Consider the following 16,158-nt stretch of genomic DNA (forward strand, 5'->3'; position numbering starts at 1 on the left):
CTGCTTTAAGTATACGAGCCACAAAATCCATCAACTGATTAGCCATGAATTCCGAATCGTGACAGCCAAGACTACCCGAATATTGATCACCGGCGCTCATGGCCAGCTCGGACAAGCGCTGCTGGCGAATTTGCCTTGGTTGCCCGAGTTTTCGCCTTCCAGGCTGCGAATGGAGATACCTGAGGCAAGACTGGTACCCGGCAGAGCTGTAGAGCCCCGCAGTGCTGTAGCACCTGGCAGCGCAATTGAAATTGTGGCGCTCGGGCATCAGCAGCTGGATTTAACCTCGGCAGATTTGCCCGAGCGGCTCAGTGAAATCAATGCCGATGTGATAATCAACTGCGCCGCCTACAACGCCGTGGATGCGGCTGAGCAGGATATGGCTGCCGCGATGGCGCTTAATGCCGAGGCGCCGGAGCGTTTGGCCCTCTGGTGCCGGCAACAGGGTGCTTGGCTTATCCATATTTCGAGCGACTATGTCTTCGGGAATGTCTTCGGGAATGATTTGGGAAGTGTTTTCGGAAACGTTTCTGGAAATGCAGCTACCAATATGCTCGGGAATGCGCCCAGAGCCTTGACCGAGAGCGATGTTTGCGAGCCTTTGAGTATGTACGGCCAGAGCAAGCTCGCCGGCGAGCAGCGCTTGCTTAAGGCCAATCCCGGCGCCCTGGTGCTGCGAACCTCTTGGCTTTACAGCCGTTTTGGCAGCAACTTTGTGTTGACCATGCGGCGATTGTTGACCGAGCGTCCGGAACTCAAGGTGGTGGCAGATCAAGTCGGTACGCCAACCTGGGCCGAGGCGTTGGCGCGGCTTATCTGGCAGTTGCTCATCTGGTTTCATCTTAAATCAGAGAAGTCCGCGGTGCTGAGCGGCTGCTTTCATTACGCGGCAACGGGGCAGTGCAGCTGGTATCTTTTCACCCAAGAGATAGCCGAGCAAATTGCTAAGCAGCAGTGCAATTCAGTGAGCAGCTCTCAGGCGGCGGTGCCATTGCAAACCGCGTCGCCATCTCAGGCCGCGTTGCAATCTCAAGCTACATTGCATTCTCAAGCTACATTACATTCACCAGCAAACCCGGCGCCAATCACGCCAGGGTGCCGGATAACACCTGTCAGCACAGCAGAATACGGCGCCTTATTGAATCGAGCGCAGGCGCCGCGCCCGGCGTATTCGGCGCTCGACTCAAGCGCTCTTAAAGATGCCATGGCGGCCATGCCTTCGGCGTTTCGCTGCTATTTGTCAAAAGATTATCCGTCACCCATCTGGCTTTCCTGGCAGGCGCAGCTGGCGCTGATGCTTTCGGGGCTTGGTGCACCTTCCTTGGATTGAATGGGCTTAAACAGGATGAAAAGTAACACAAAATCAGCTGTAGATTATAACCAGTAGCTAAAGGTTATACCCACCAAAGCCGAGTGGCTGGCATAATAAACTATCTTGTTGATCCAAAGGATGAAACCTTGTCGAATAATCCCCCCAAGACCTTGCTTGATGCCAAGCAGCTGACACTCTTGGCCGAGATGGCCCGCGCCGCCGGAGAGGCGATAATGCACTACTATCAGGGCGGCGAACTGGCGATTGAGCGCAAGGCCGATGACAGTCCGGTCACGGCTGCCGATCTTGCCAGTCACGCCCTGTTGCAACAGGCGCTGGCGCGTGAGTTTCCAGCCTGGCCACAGATGTCGGAAGAAGCGGCGGATATCCCCTGGGCGCAGCGGCGGGGCTGGGAAACCTATTGGCTTATCGACCCACTCGATGGCACCAAGGAGTTTATCAAGGGCAACGGCGAATTTACCGTCAACATTGCGCTTATTCACCGAGGCCAGGCGGTCGCCGGTGTTGTCTATGTGCCTGCCACAGCCGTGTGCTATTTGGGTGCGCTGGGACTCGGTGCCTGGCGTGAGACTCCAAATGCGGCTGGATACCAGCGGGTGGAATTGAATGCCCGGGCCGGGGTTAAGCGTCAGGTTCCTGTGATTGTCGGCAGTCGCTCGCACTCGAGCCCGGGGCTTGGCGAGTATCTGCAGCAGCTTGGCGAGCACGAAAAGAAGAGCGTCGGCTCATCACTCAAATTCTGCCTGCTTGCTGAGGGCAAGGCGGACATCTACCCCAGATTGGGCCCTACCAGTGAATGGGACACGGCGGCGGCTCAGGCCGTGCTTGAGAGTGCCGGTGGCCGGGTTTTGGAATATCCAGCAGGCAACAACTTAAAATATAACCAAAAAGAAACTATCCTCAATCCTTGGTTTATCGCATACAGTGCCGATTGGCCTTGCGATTGAAGCAGATATACACACCGGAGTTGCAAGCATGATGCGTATCGGCGTTGATTTGGGCGGCACTAAGATTGAATTGGTGGCTCTGAGTGGCGAAGGGAGTGAGCTGTTTCGCAAGCGAATTGCCACCCCCAGAGACTATCAGGCGACCCTTGAGGCCATCTGTGCCTTGGTCGATGAAGCCGAGACGCAGCTGGAAATGACAGGAACTGTGGGTATTGGCATTCCCGGGGTGATCTCGCCCTTTTCCGGTTTGGTGAAAAACGCCAACTCCACTTGGTTAAATGGCCATCCGCTCGATAGAGATCTCGAGCAGCGTCTGGGGCGCAAAGTGCGGGTAGCCAATGATGCCAACTGTTTTGCGGTCTCCGAGGCGCTGGATGGCGCCGCCGCAGGCAAAGAGGTGGTGTTCGGGGTGATCATAGGCACAGGCTGCGGTGCCGGCATTGCCATCAATGGCAGGGTACATCAGGGGGGCAATGGTATAGGTGGTGAGTGGGGCCATAATCCCTTGCCCTGGATACGCGCCGAGGAGTTCAACAGCACTGAGTGTTTTTGCGGCAAGCATGACTGCATCGAAACCTTTATTTCGGGAACCGGGTTTGTCCGCGACTATAACCAGGCTGCCGGTGCGCAGCTCAGCTCAGGCGCCGAGGTGATGGCATTGGTGGAGCAGGGGGATGCCGAGGCTAGCGCGGCCTTTGAGCGCTATCTTGACCGTCTGGCCCGTTCTCTGGCCCATGTGATCAATCTGCTGGATCCTGACGCCATAGTACTTGGCGGCGGTATGTCCAATGTGCAGGCCATCTATCCGGCATTGCCGGAAAGGCTCAAGCACTATGTGGTCGGCGGCGAGTGCCGAACCCCTGTGTTGGCCAATCTCTACGGCTGCTCCTCCGGGGTACGCGGCGCCGCTTGGCTGTGGGGCCGGGACTGAGTTTGGCGAGGCGCCAGGACCGTATTACTGATATTCGACTTAGGCACTTTAGACACTCTAGGCACTTTAGACAAAAGTGAAAAGCGCTCGAACATGTATTGGGGCAAGTGAGTCCATCGCCCTTCGCCAATCACTGGTCAGCCGAGTAACGCTTCTGTAAGCTATGGCTACTTTTGCCAACCTTCGGATATCAAGCGTGTTCTGGCTGAAAAAAATCCTCTCTCAATTCTTTATGCCCATCCCTCTAACCTTGGTCACTCTGCTGCTGGCCTGTTTTTATATCCGTCGCAGGCCGGGTGTAGCGCGCGCCCTGGTGGTTTTTGCCATCACTTGGGTGCTACTGCTTTCCAGCTCTATCGGCAGCAATACACTGCTTGCCGGGCTTGAGCGTCAGTATCCACTTTATACCGCAGCGCCGGCGCGCTCCTGTGTGGTGATGGTACTGGGTTCGGGCCATGATGATCAGGTTGGCGGACTCGCGCGACATATGTTGTCGGCAACGGCGCTTGAGCGTCTCAGTGAAGGGGTGGCGCAACTCAAAGCGGCCAACAGCAAAGATTGCCTGCTGGCGGTCAGTGGTTGGAGCGGCGGCCTTGAGCAGCAGAGTCATGCCCGGCGTATGGCCGAGGCCGCCATCGAGTTGGGGGCCGAGCCATCGCGAATTCTAATGTTGGAGTCGGCCCGCGATACCATAGAAGAAGCCCTGGCGCTGCGGCAGGCCTTCGGTGCCGGCGCTGATGATAAAGGGATAGATGCCTTGGGTGGCAGACAACTGATCCTGGTCACCTCCGCCAGCCATATGCCAAGGGCGATGCGAATATTCCGCTCGACCGGGCTTGAGCCTCAGGCGGCACCGACCGACTTTCTGCTCAGGCGCGATCACTGGTGGCGCCTGACCACATCCAATCTGGATAAATCACAAAAGGCGCTGCACGAATATCTGGGATTGGCCTGGTTGACTGTTACCGGCCGCTAATGGTCCTGAACCCTGGTTATAGAATGAATAAACGGCTGACAAGCCGCTGACAATAGAGCAAAAGCGTTATGGAAACTATCACAATAAGGCCGGGCAGCAAGCGCAATGGCATTACACTGACTCTGGCCGGAGGGCTGGGCATAGTCCTGGGTTTGGTGTTGTTTATCGGTTGGCCCTGGATGTTTGCCCCGGGCATAGTGTGTTTTGCCCTGGGGGCCGTGTCTTTGGTGCTGGGTATTGCCAAGCAGCTCGAGCCCCATGTCAGTCTTGAATTCAGCGCCGAAGGGCTGAGGTTCTTTCATCGCCGCGGCAGCTTGTTTGTGGCCTGGGATAATATTCAGCGGCTGGATCAGCCCAGAGTCATCCAAGGCATGGAGCAACTGACGCTGCCCTATGTCGGGTTCAAGCTCAAACGTATCAATCCGCTGCTGGATGCCATTTCGCCCAGGTTGGCGACCGGGCTCTTGTCGGAGCAGCGGCCCTTGCTGATGACAGCTGCCGCCCAGGATGAAGAGCTGCAAACACTGGAAGCGGCACTCAGCGCCGAGTTTGAACCCCTGACGGTCAATGATGAGCGTTACAGAGGCGTATTGGCCATGTTTGGCCGCCGTTGCCTGACGCTGGACAAGTACTTGGGTTATCACCTCTATATTCCCGTGGACGCATTGGATCAACCGCCGGAGAGCTTTGTTCGTAAACTGCGGCAACTGTGGCAGCAGAGGGTGTCGGCTACTGAGCGGTAATTTCTGGCTTGAGTGAGTTGAGAAAAGGCAAGGGGACCCGGTTGGGTCCCCTTGTTGTTGCAGAGTTGAGGGAGGGCCTTGCAGGGACAGCCCTCAAGGTACGGTACTAGTGAGCACCCCCTGCGTGTACCTTATCTACGCCATAGGTCTTGCCTTCGGCGTGACAGGTGGCACAGGACTCAACCGGCAGGTTGGCGTCTGTGGCAGCATCACCGGCAACTAAGGCACCATTACTCTTGAAGTGGGCCAGAGCGGCCGCATCAGAGTGAGCGTGACAGGTACGGCAGGATTCGGCAACCGGAGAGATATACTCGCTAGCCGAAATCTTGATTGCACGCTTGGCGGATGTCAGGCCACCATCGGCGGCGAACAGCGGTGTCTCGTCTTTGTGGCAGGCGGCACACTCGGTTTCCACACCTGGGTAGCCGTGCAGCTCGCCTGAAGCGTCACGGAAGATGGCAGCTTCACCCCAGTTACCACTGTGGAAGCGGTGGGCGACTGTCATCAGATCGCGGTTGGCATACAGGAGTCCGGGGACTTCGGCAAATATCGGCTTGCCATCGGCGTCCAGATTACCCGTGTTGTACTCTGAGGTGCCATGATAGGAGCCGTAATAGCTGTTGTTGTGGCAGTCCATACACTGATCGAAGGTGTAGGTGCCGTGGCGGGTACCCTTGATGTAGTCCAGGGTGCCGTGACAGGCATTACACTTGGCTTCACTGGCGCTCATCCGCTCTGCAATGGCAAAGCGGGCTGTGACAGCATCACCACCGTCAAGGTTATAGAACTTAACGCTTGAAGTGGCGCCAATCGGATTGACGGCATCGAAGGGCATGCCTTCGGCACAGGCGGCTATCTTACCTGAGTTATCGACACAGAAGTTGGCCTCGGTACCGACGTAAATGGTGCCCATCGCCTGAGCTTCCGGTACATCAGCAGTCAGGGTCAGCACGCCATTGACGGCGCTGCCGCTGGCAAGACCTGGCCTGCTGCCCCAGCGGGTGACTTCGCCTCTGGTATCCACATTGCCTATCAAAGTAGCGTCTTTATTGAGCACCGCCAGTTGAGCTGCATCTGTCAGTGGTTGACCATTGAAGCTGACATTGGCTGTGATGGTAACCAGTTTATTGCCCGCCGTGGTAGAAGCCGCCGCAGTGGCCGAGGTGAACTCCACAGTCAACAGCTCGGCATATTCAGCCCGTTTACCCACCTTGTGAGCCTGCATAGGGCTGAGTGCTCCGCTGCCATGGCAAGACTGACACTGGCTGTCGTCGGCCTGAGCCAGGTTGAAGTCTGAGTGGCCTACGCCGGTTTCAAAGTTGACATTGATATGACAGCCGACACAGGCTTCGCGGTAGATATTGGCGTTCCAGGAGTCACCGTTGTTGTGGCAACTGGCGCAGTTGTTGAGTTCTGCCGGGAAGCCGATTTCACCGAAGTACTCTTTGGCTTCACCGGAGAGGAAACCCGCGATGTGATGGCCGGCATGCAGCCTGTGAACCATGGGGCCGAAATCAAATACCCAACCTTCGGCTTTTTGGGCTTCGTCCGGTACCAGAGCCGGGTTGTGGCAGGCAACGCACTTCTCAGTGCTTTGGTAGTTGTGGTGCGCGTTTATCTTGGCGATGCGGCCTTCGACTTCGCCGTGGCAGGCGATACAGGCGGCATCTGTTACCGTATCTTTACCTGTGGCTTCAACCAGCTCGCCGGATGCCGGAATATAATCCAGCGGTGTAGAGAGCACCTTGTCTGCTATGGCTGCGCCGCTGGCATCCTTGAGGTTATAGGCGCGCAGGAACAAGCGATGAGGTGCGTTGAGGTCATCATTGGCATTCATAATGGGAGCGACGCCGTCATGTTCCCAAGTGCCGGTATAGGTACCTGGCTCGGCCGGATCTTCAACCAGGAGACAGGCATTGCCAGTCTGACCTCTGGAGCTATAGGTGCCATCCAGGGTGCAATACATGGAGCTGCCCAGTTCCTGAGCCGTGGCATTATTGACCCATTGCAGCGGCGCACCGCTGCCGGAACTATTGCTCATGGCGGTAATAGAGTAGAGGGCGACCTGATCCAGGCCAGTCAGTGGGACTCGCTCCCCTGAGCCATTGGTGGCCGAGGCCTTGAACTTGAGGGCGAAGGCTTCGCCGCCTGCCAGTGTGTTGTCGGCCGGCACTATCTCGAAACTGACATCGCCGGCACTGATAATGGTGGAAGTACCTGAACCTGCGGGGGCTCCTGGCTGTCCGGGTTCGCCTGGTATGCCAGGTTCACCGGGGGCTCCGTCTTTTCCGTCCTCACCGTCCCCGCATGCGGTAAGGCACAATAGACTGGTCAGAGCCAGCGCCAGTAATGACTTATTATGGTTTTTCATCATAGCGTCCCTTTATTCAAATTATAGGTACTGCTTGTGCAGTAACTTGAATATAGAGATACCTAAAAAGATGTATTCAATTGATTGTCGCATTTGTGAATTGCGAGTTAAAAAATTGATAAAGAAATGGCTGAAGTTGAAATCGATAATTGCGTTTTTTGAAATTGATGACGCCGGGCGCTGAAAATCAAAGGTTTGATGCCAAGGTTAATCTTGGAGAATAGCAGGGGGTTTTACTGAGAGAATGTGTTTATTGCAGCCGAGATGAACTCGGCTTGTCAGCACTATTTGGCATGGGGACTGAGTTCTTGGGTGAGCAGCTGCAGCAACTGTTTCCTTTGTGGTTCGGAGTAACGGCGATATTCAGGCGCTTTTTCCACCAAGGTATAGCTTGGTAGTGAAAAAGCCCGCTGGAGTTTAGCCACTTCGGTTTCCGGCAGATGTTGCACCCGCAAACCCGGCATACCCTCGATAAGTGCCATTTCGCTAGGGGTAATAAAAGCCACGCTGCCCATGGTCAGTAGGTGGGCATACCACTCTTCCCTGTCGTGCACTGCGTGCACCTGGGGTAGCGGTATAGCTTGTTGCTGACAGAAGAGTTCCATGCGTTCATTGAAACTCTTTATGCCCATATGGACGAAGGAATATGGGCTGATATCTTCGAGCGTGGGCGTTGATGTACTTTGCCACAAAGGGTGGTCTTCGCGGCAGGCTAAACAAACGCCCATGGTTTGGCCAAGCGAGCTCAATATCAGCTCCCACTGCTCAGGAGGCTCGAGGCTGATCCCCAAGTCCAGTTGTCCTTGGTGAATCTTTTCCGCCGAGTCTTCCTGCCAGGGATAGAGTCTAAACTGCCCCCACTGTTGCTGTGCGTTTTCTCTTCCCAGCTTGATTGCCAGTGAGGAAAGCAGTCCATGCGCCACGGCAATATGGATACAGATGTCGCTCGAGGGTAGACGGCTCTGATGAACCTGTTGTTCCAAACGATGTACTGAATGGATAAAATCGCAGACGGGTAGGTAAAGGTTTTCAGCCAGAGGTGTAGGTTTGAGCTGTTGCTGGCGGCGATAGAATAGCTCATCATCGAAGGCTAATCTAAGAGCCGCCAGGCAGCGGCTTACCTTGGGGGCAGAGACTGCCAATTCTCTAGCCGCGCAGTTGGCGTGACTCGTCTCATAAATGTTTTTGAACACCATGAGGGTAAAAATATCCAGCTCACACAGCTGTTTCAGTAATTGACTCGTCATTCCCTCATTCCATAGGTTGATACCTATTTAGTGGTTGAGGTTAGTTGTTTTGTGACTCAATTACTGTGACATGGTGCAATTTGGTAAAATTTTTGTGAACAATAATCAACTATTGAAACACTCGGTTCGTTTATTTGCCATTTATTCTTGAGTTTGAAATTCGAGACTCGGAGATGACTCGATATCGCTATTTAACTCTTTGATAAGGTTGACTTCTTCCTTGACTCTCATGCCGATAAACTGGCCGCCTTCGAAGATTTCCATCGACTTGCTGGCCACTTCCCCTTCGACTGTTCCTGTGCTGCAGATAATCAATTTTTCACAGCAGAGTTTGCCGCGAAATAGTCCGGAAACCTTGAGTTCCTGGCAGTTAAGTTCGCCATCAACCAAGCCGTTGGCTTCAATGGTCAGCTTGCTTTCGGCGTTGATTTTGCCATAAATGGCACCACCGACCAGGGTCTCGCCATCGAAGTGACTCTCGCCGGTGATCTTGCTGCCCTGGGCAATATAGGTGAGCCCGGTTGTTTTTTTTCTTTTACCAAACATAATGCTTTTTAACAGTTTTTTCTCGGGGCTGCTGATGTTACCCCTTATTGAAAAAGAACAAAACCACTAAAATTTGGCGCTAAGGAGTCAGATTTTTGGCTCTTGACTGAGAGTCAGTCAGGATTCGGCTCTCGTAACTCGATGGCTGAGGCGGGGCAGGGGGCAACGCAGGCGCCGCAGCCGCTGCAGCGCTCGGCATCCAGTACCGGCAGGGCGGTAGCCCCTAAAAGGGGCGGAAAGCGGATCGCCCGCTCGTCGCAGGCATCCTTGCAGCTCTGGCAGACAATCCCCTGGCGGGCGAGGCAACTGTCGGCAAATTGGGCCATGAGCCGCCAAGGCGCTTCGCCAAGAGGCCTGAATACCGGCTGTTCACAGTGGGTGACACAGGCCTGACAAAAGCTGCATTCGGCGCGCTGAAAGTCAAGCTCCGGAAAGCCGCCATCCCCCTTGATTATCACTTGAGTCTCGCAGGCATCTACACAGGCGCCGCAGCGAGTACAGGCGTCGGTAAATTCCGCTTCCGGTTTGCTCCAGGGCGGACGAACCACACCACTCTTGCGGCGACTGAACAGGCGTCTGCGGGACAGATCCATGACTAACCCTTGTAACCGTTAGGATTGTTGGATTGCCAGTTCCAGCTGGAGTCGGCCATATCCTGCAGGCTACGCTCTGCTTTCCAGCCCAGCTCTTTGGCGGCATGGGAGGGGTCGGCATAACAGGCGGCGATATCGCCGGGCCGACGCGGGGCAAACTCGAAGGGGATCGCCTTATTGCAGGCTTTCTCAAAGGCTTTGACCATCTCAAGTACGCTGTAGCCCTGGCCAGTTCCCAGATTATAGGTGACCAGACCAGGATTGGTGGCAAGCTTGTCCAGAGCTTTGAGGTGACCTATTGCCAGGTCCACCACGTGGATATAGTCGCGCACACCTGTGCCATCTATTGTGGGATAGTCATTGCCAAATACGCTGAGTTTCTCGCGCTTACCGACGGCAACCTGAGCGATAAAGGGCATCAGATTGTTAGGGATATCGTTGGGATCTTCACCGATGCGGCCGCTCTTGTGGGCGCCGACCGGGTTGAAATAACGCAAGCGGGCAATGTTCCAGCTGGCATCGGCCGCGGCCAGATCCGCCAGAATATGTTCCACCATCAGTTTGGACTGACCATAAGGGTTGGTGGCGCCGGTGGGGAAGTCCTCGGTGATCGGCAGACTGGCGGGATCGCCGTAAACTGTGGCCGATGAGCTGAATACCAGGTTGCGAACGCCATATTCTTTCATCACCTGACACAGAATAAGGGTGCCGGTGACATTGTTTTCATAGTATCTCAGCGGTTGGGCGACGGATTCACCCACTGCCTTGAGGCCGGCGAAGTGAATCACGGCTTCGAAGCTGTGGTCACTGAAGACTTTCTGCAGGAATGCCTTATTGAGAATATCGCCCTGATAAAAGAGCACGCTCTTGCCGCTGATTTCTTCGACTCTGGCCAGAGCTTCGACACTTGAGTTGCTCAGGTTGTCAATCACCACCACCTCTTTGCCCGCGGCCAGAAGTTCAACCAGAGTGTGGGTGCCAATATAACCGGCTCCGCCGGTGACCAAAATTGTCATGCTTTACTTCCTTTAACCAAATCGCCCAGATAGGCGGCAAATTCACGTCCAAGCTCGGGGTGGCGCAATGCATGTTCCACCGTTGCCTGCATATAACCCAACTTGTTGCCACAGTCATGGCTCTTGCCACGCATGTAGTAAGCATTGACCTGCTGGCTTTGCATCAACATGGCAATGGCATCTGTGAGCTGGATTTCATCACCGGCTCCGGCCGGGGTTTTGCCAAGCAAGGGCCAGATAGCGGCAGGCAGCACATAGCGACCCACTACAGCCAGGTTGGAGGGGGCTTCATCGACATCCGGTTTTTCAACCAACTTAAGCAGAGGCTGGGATTCGCCCGGCTTAAGGTCGTGGCCGTTGACATCGGCTATTCCGTATTGGTCTACCTTCTCGTGAGGCACACCCTCGACCATGATCTGCCCGGTTCCTGTGCGATCGAACAGGCTAACCATTTCGGCCAGGTTATCGCGGGAAAGATCGCTGGCGGCATCGTCTATCAACACATCCGGCAGTAGCACGGCGAACGGCTCATCACCTACTACCGGACGAGCACAGAGAATGGCGTGTCCCAGCCCTTTGGCCTGAGCCTGGCGGACGCTGATCACAGTGACATTTTGCGGGCAGATGGACTGCACTTCATTGAGCAGTTGCCGCTTTACCCGCCGTTCCAGCTGGGCTTCCAGTTCAAAACTGGTATCGAAATGGTTTTCAATGGAGTTTTTACTGGCGTGGGTAACCAGCACGATCTCCTTGATGCCGGCGGCAATGGCTTCGCTGACAACATATTGGATCAAGGGTTTATCTACTACCGGCAGCATCTCTTTGGGAATGGCCTTGGTGGCCGGCAGCATTCGGGTGCCAAGACCCGCAACGGGGATTACCGCCTTGCGGATGGTGGTCGATTTTATCGGCATTCAGATACCTTGGGTGCTCGGGATAAATCAGCCCCTATTGTAATGCAGTGGCACCGAAAAGCCATTTGCAAAAAGGGCTAATTTCCCTGGGGATATGCAAAAAAGCCTGTTTGGAGCACAAAAATAAGCTTCTGACCTCACAGAGTTAAATACCAATTTGTAACTCAATCTTTACAAATTTTCTTCACTTGGCGCCGGAAATAAAGTGTGACCTGGTTAACAAAAGTGCGGCCTTGAGTGAACATGAAATCAGAAACGATTCAGGCAGTGAGTATGGACCATGAGTAAAGCAACTCAATATGTGGCTCGTCACCCAGGCAGTGATGGCCGAATAGATTACCCGCAAGATGAACACGCCATCTGGCAGGAGCTGTATGCCCGCCAGGAACACAACTTGCCAGGTCGCGCCTGCGACGAATACATGCAGGGGCTCAAGGCGTTGGACTTGCCCAAAGACAGGATCCCGCAACTGGGCGAGCTGGATGCCGTGTTGCAGGATACCACGGGCTGGAAGACAGCGGCGGTGCCGGCGCTTATCTCATTCGGGCGCTTCTTTGAACTCCTGGCGAATAAGGAGTTTCCGGTGGCGACTTTTATCCGCAGCAGGGAGGAGTTTGATTACCTGCAGGAGCCGGATATCTTTCATGAGATTTTCGGTCATTGTCCCTTGCTGACCAACCCGGCCTTTGCTCATTTCTCCCATATTTATGGTCAGTTGGGGCTGGATGCCAGCAAGGAAGACAGGGTCTTTTTGGCGCGTCTCTACTGGTTTACCGTGGAGTTTGGTTTGCTGCGTACCCAGACCGACGGCCTGAGAATTTACGGTGGCGGCATTTTGAGCTCGCCTGGCGAGACGCTGTACGCCTTCAGCGACACACCGGAGCGCAGACCCTTTGAACTGCTGGATGTGTTGCGCACTCCCTATCGGATAGACATTATGCAGCCCATCTATTACGAGATAGAGCATATCGATTTTCTGGATGAAATCGCCCGCATGGACATTATGAAGGCGGTTACCCAAGCCAAACGACTGGGACTCTTTACCCCCAAATTTCAACCCAAAGCCAGCTGATACTGGCGGTAATGGCCTGTGTGCAAGCATGCTGGCCACTTTCAAGGAGATGTTATGACTGAACTGGCCAATATGAAGTGCGAAGCATGCCGCGCCGATGCTCCCAAGGTGACAGATGCCGAGCTTGCCGAGCTTATTCGGATGATCCCGGATTGGGGCGTGCAGGTGCGCGATGGCATCATGCAGCTGGAGCGGGTTTACAAGTTTAAAAATTTCCGCCAGGCGATGGCCTTTAGCAATAAGCTGGCGGACTTGGCTGAAGAAGAGTTTCACCACCCGGGGATCCTGACTGAATGGGGCAAGGTGACTGTGACCTGGTGGTCGCACTCCATTAAGGGGCTGCATCGTAACGACTTTATCATGGCTGCCAAGACAGACCAGTTGTTGGATTAATCTTTTTCTAATATATTCAGTGTGTTGATTATCCCTTCACACTGAATCCTTTCCCTTTGTTACAAATCCGCTGTAAAGCGAGCTTGCCACTTGTCTCAGAACCTTCTAACGTATAGGGCGCATTTTTACATCGTCTGCCGACCTCTTTATGCAGGCGATAATCCCAAAGAATCTGAATTATAAAAGGGAATGACAGTTATGCGCTTGGAAGTCAGTTGTCAGGATCGCGTTGGTTTAGCCAAGGATATTTTAATGGTGCTGGAGCGATACGGGATTAACCTTATCGCTATCGATGCCAGTAACAAGGGATTCTTATATTTGCAGTTTGCCGAGGTCGGCTTCGAGACCTTGAGTGAGTTGATGCCCCAGATCCGTAAGGTAGAAGGGGTGCACGACGTCAGAACCGTTTCCTTTATGCCCTCGGAGCAGGAGCATTACGCCCTCAAAACCCTCTTGAAAACCCTGCCGGATGCCGTGTTCTCCCTCGACGGTAAGGGGCGAATTCGTATCGTTAACGAGTCGGCCTTGCTTATTCTGGACATGGCCGAACATGAAGTGATAGAGGAATCCCTCAATCATTGGGTGCAAGGTTTTAATTTCGGCCGTTGGCTCAGCGAGCCCCAGGTGTTGGCGCAGGCCACTCGGGTCTCTATTGGCAACAATGAATATCTGGCCGAAATGCTGCCCATCTATCTACCGGATGAAAACGACAAGAGTATTCTCGCCGGCGCCGTGGTGGCACTCAAGTCGCCAGCGCGGGTGGGCAAACAGTTCAACGCGCTGCAGAGCCAGAGCAGTGGCTTCGATTCAGTGCTGGCCGTCAGCGACAAGATGAAAGAGGTACTCAAGCAAGCCAAGCGTATGGCGCAGCTGGATGCGCCTTTGCTGATCACCGGGGAAACCGGCACAGGCAAAGAGCTGATGGCCAGAGCCTGTCACGATGCCAGCATGCGAAGGGAGAAACCCTTTATCGCCATCAACTGCGCCGCCATGCCCGACAGCGCCGCGGAAGAGGAGCTGTTTGGTTATGTCAGCAACGGAGAAGTGGTTAAACGGGGTTTCTTCGAAGAGGCCAAGGGCGGCACCGTCTTCCTCGATGAAATAGCCGAGATGTCCAAGGCCGCTCAGGTCAAATTGTTGCGTTTACTGCAGGATGGCAGCTTCCGCCGTATCGGCGGTGATGTAGAGGTGCGCGCCGATGTCCGTATCATCTGTTCGACTCAGAAGAATTTGGCGGAGCTGTGTCAGACCGGCGAGTTCCGTGAAGATCTCTACTACCGCATTCACGTACTGAGTTTCCATATGCCTGCGCTGCGTGAACGCAGGGTCGATATTATTCCGTTGACGGAAATGTTTCTCGAACACTACAGCCAGCAACTGTCCAGCCCGGTGCGGCGGATCTCGGCGTCCTGTCGTGATCACCTGTTGACCTATGCCTGGCCCGGTAACGTGCGGCAACTGAAAAACGCCGTGTTCAGAGCGGTATCCATGTGGGATGGTTCGGCCGAATTGACCGTAGAGCAGTTGAAACTGCCTTCCTATGCCGAAGGTTTTGGCTATTTCGACAAGGAGTTTGAAGGCACCTTGGATCAGGCCATGAAACAGTTTGAAGCCGGTTTGCTGCGGCGTCTCTATCCGGCGTACCCCAGTACCCGCCAACTGGCGAAAAAGTTGGGGGTATCCCATACCGCCATTGCCAATAAACTCAGGGAATATGAGATCAGCAAGAAGCGCTGAAGCCCTGTAAAGCGGATTTGCCGCCGGAATGGCTGATATTTAGCCATTCCTTGAGCGCAAAGCCTTTGCCGGCGCTTGCGGGGCGCAAGTGTCAGTGAAAGTTTACAAACCCGTTCTTAGAGCGGCTAAATGTGAAGTGAGTCACAGAGTTTTCATTGCCCGCGGCATGAGGTATTACTGGCGGGATAACAGAAACGGATTGAGTCGGGCACATAGCCTGATGAAAACCATTAATCCGGGCAGAGACAGGAAGGAGCAGGTATGAAATTAGCGACATATGACAATGGACGCCGCGATGGTCAACTCATGTTGGTCAGCCGAGATTTGAAGAAGACAGTGGCTGTTCCCGCCATAGCCCAGACCATGCAGCAATTGCTCGACAGTTGGTCACTGCTGGAACCTCAGCTCAGAGAGCTTTCCGATGCCCTGAATGCCGGCATGTTGGACAATACTCAGGACTTCGATGAGAGTCGTTGTCTGTCACCTTTTCCCCGCGCTTATCAGTGGGCCGACGGCAGCGCTTATGTCAATCATGTTGAGCTGGTACGCAAGGCCCGCGGCGCCGAAATGCCGGAGTCTTTCTGGACAGATCCCCTGGTTTATCAGGGCGGTTCAGACAGTTTTATCGCTCCCAGAGCTGATATCCCGCTGGCAAGCGAAGATTGGGGCATAGATTTCGAGTCGGAAATTGCCGTGGTCACAGATGATGTGCCCATGGGCGTGAGTGCTGAAAACGCCGCTTCTCACATCAAGCTGTTGATGCTGGTTAACGATGTGTCGTTGCGTAACTTGATCCCTGCCGAGCTGGCCAAGGGCTTTGGCTTCTTCCAGTCCAAACCTTCCAGCAGTTTCTCACCGGTGGCAATCACACCGGATGAGCTGGGAGATAAATGGCAGGACACTCGGGTTCACCTGCCGCTGATCACCCATCTGAACAACGAACTATTCGGCAAGCCCAATGCCGGGGTGGATATGACCTTCAACTTTGCCGAGCTGATTGCCCATGTCACCAAGACCCGCCCCTTGGGCGCCGGTGCCATCATTGGTTCTGGCACTATTTCCAACTATGACAGAAGCGCAGGTTCCAGCTGTTTGGCCGAAAAGCGCATGCTGGAAGTGATTGCCGAGGGCAAGGCGGTAACGCCATTTATGGGCTTTGGAGACAGGGTCAGAATCGAAATGCTGGATGATGCCGGGCACAGCATCTTCGGCACGATAGATCAGCAGGTAGTTGAGTATATAGCCGAGTAAAATAACTCGATAACAAAACGGGGCCCTCTGAAGCCCCGTTGGTTTTTATACCGGCTTGGTGTTGCCTCTGAATGTGTTAGTTTGAAGG

At 54.4% G+C, this 16,158-nt stretch carries 15 protein-coding genes; 9 read left to right on the plus strand and 6 right to left on the minus strand.

Features of this window, described 5'->3' with window-relative positions:
• Positions 1 to 58 precede the first annotated feature (58 nt).
• The 5 genes from CBE72_RS17035 (at position 59) to CBE72_RS17055 (ending at position 4,930) form a co-directional block, all read left to right on the plus strand.
• Positions 59 to 1,330 carry an SDR family oxidoreductase gene (locus tag CBE72_RS17035; RefSeq protein WP_157929102.1) on the plus strand — a complete coding sequence of 424 codons (1,272 nt, stop codon included), beginning with the start codon at positions 59 to 61 and terminating at the stop codon, positions 1,328 to 1,330.
• 188 nt (positions 1,331 to 1,518) lie between these two features.
• Positions 1,519 to 2,280, plus strand: coding sequence for a 3'(2'),5'-bisphosphate nucleotidase CysQ (gene cysQ / locus CBE72_RS17040; protein ID WP_100145787.1), 762 nt, complete (start codon positions 1,519 to 1,521; stop codon positions 2,278 to 2,280).
• A 28-nt stretch (positions 2,281 to 2,308) separates the two neighbouring features.
• On the plus strand, positions 2,309 to 3,211 hold the full coding sequence (gene mak / locus CBE72_RS17045; protein WP_100145276.1) for a fructokinase: 903 nt from the start codon (positions 2,309 to 2,311) through the stop codon (positions 3,209 to 3,211).
• Between the two features lie 196 nt (positions 3,212 to 3,407).
• On the plus strand, positions 3,408 to 4,187 hold the full coding sequence (locus tag CBE72_RS17050) for a YdcF family protein (RefSeq protein WP_308419687.1): 780 nt from the start codon (positions 3,408 to 3,410) through the stop codon (positions 4,185 to 4,187).
• A gap of 68 nt (positions 4,188 to 4,255) precedes the next feature.
• On the plus strand, positions 4,256 to 4,930 hold the full coding sequence (locus CBE72_RS17055) for a DUF2982 domain-containing protein (RefSeq protein ID WP_100145279.1): 675 nt from the start codon (positions 4,256 to 4,258) through the stop codon (positions 4,928 to 4,930).
• A 106-nt stretch (positions 4,931 to 5,036) separates the two neighbouring features.
• On the opposite strand, the gene CBE72_RS17060 is transcribed toward CBE72_RS17055, so the two are convergent.
• The 6 genes from CBE72_RS17060 to galU all read right to left on the minus strand — a co-directional run bounded on the left by CBE72_RS17060 (position 5,037) and on the right by galU (position 11,611).
• Positions 5,037 to 7,304, minus strand: coding sequence for an OmcA/MtrC family decaheme c-type cytochrome (locus tag CBE72_RS17060; protein ID WP_100145281.1), 2,268 nt, complete (start codon positions 7,302 to 7,304; stop codon positions 5,037 to 5,039).
• 281 nt (positions 7,305 to 7,585) lie between these two features.
• The gene (locus CBE72_RS17065; RefSeq protein WP_100145283.1) at positions 7,586 to 8,548 is read right to left on the minus strand and encodes a LysR family transcriptional regulator; all 963 of its coding nucleotides are present in this window, start codon (positions 8,546 to 8,548) and stop codon (positions 7,586 to 7,588) included.
• 141 nt (positions 8,549 to 8,689) lie between these two features.
• On the minus strand, positions 8,690 to 9,094 hold the full coding sequence (locus CBE72_RS17070; protein ID WP_100145285.1) for a bactofilin family protein: 405 nt from the start codon (positions 9,092 to 9,094) through the stop codon (positions 8,690 to 8,692).
• Between the two features lie 113 nt (positions 9,095 to 9,207).
• Positions 9,208 to 9,687 carry a ferredoxin-type protein NapF gene (gene napF, locus CBE72_RS17075; protein ID WP_100145287.1) on the minus strand — a complete coding sequence of 160 codons (480 nt, stop codon included), beginning with the start codon at positions 9,685 to 9,687 and terminating at the stop codon, positions 9,208 to 9,210.
• Between the two features lie 2 nt (positions 9,688 to 9,689).
• Entirely contained in the window at positions 9,690 to 10,703 is a 1,014-nt protein-coding gene (galE, locus tag CBE72_RS17080) for a UDP-glucose 4-epimerase GalE (protein WP_100145289.1), read from the minus strand.
• Positions 10,700 to 11,611 (minus strand): UTP--glucose-1-phosphate uridylyltransferase GalU, encoded by a 912-nt coding sequence (gene galU / locus CBE72_RS17085; RefSeq protein WP_100145791.1) that lies wholly within the window; start codon positions 11,609 to 11,611, stop codon positions 10,700 to 10,702. The genes galE and galU overlap by 4 nt, the downstream gene beginning before the upstream one ends.
• Before the next feature lie 286 nt (positions 11,612 to 11,897).
• Here galU and phhA point away from each other — a divergent pair, with 286 nt between their 5' ends.
• The 4 genes from phhA (at position 11,898) to CBE72_RS17105 (ending at position 16,070) form a co-directional block, all read left to right on the plus strand.
• Complete coding sequence (gene phhA / locus CBE72_RS17090) at positions 11,898 to 12,689, plus strand: phenylalanine 4-monooxygenase (RefSeq protein WP_100145291.1); 792 nt, start codon at positions 11,898 to 11,900, stop codon at positions 12,687 to 12,689.
• Positions 12,690 to 12,743: 54 nt separating this feature from the next.
• Positions 12,744 to 13,082 carry a 4a-hydroxytetrahydrobiopterin dehydratase gene (locus CBE72_RS17095; protein ID WP_025010903.1) on the plus strand — a complete coding sequence of 113 codons (339 nt, stop codon included), beginning with the start codon at positions 12,744 to 12,746 and terminating at the stop codon, positions 13,080 to 13,082.
• A gap of 198 nt (positions 13,083 to 13,280) precedes the next feature.
• Positions 13,281 to 14,819 carry a transcriptional regulator TyrR gene (tyrR, locus tag CBE72_RS17100; protein WP_100145293.1) on the plus strand — a complete coding sequence of 513 codons (1,539 nt, stop codon included), beginning with the start codon at positions 13,281 to 13,283 and terminating at the stop codon, positions 14,817 to 14,819.
• Between the two features lie 261 nt (positions 14,820 to 15,080).
• Positions 15,081 to 16,070, plus strand: coding sequence for a fumarylacetoacetate hydrolase family protein (locus CBE72_RS17105; protein ID WP_025010901.1), 990 nt, complete (start codon positions 15,081 to 15,083; stop codon positions 16,068 to 16,070).
• Positions 16,071 to 16,158 lie beyond the last annotated feature (88 nt).

The organism is Shewanella carassii, from assembly GCF_002777975.1.
Classification (GTDB): Bacteria; Pseudomonadota; Gammaproteobacteria; order Enterobacterales; family Shewanellaceae; genus Shewanella; species Shewanella carassii.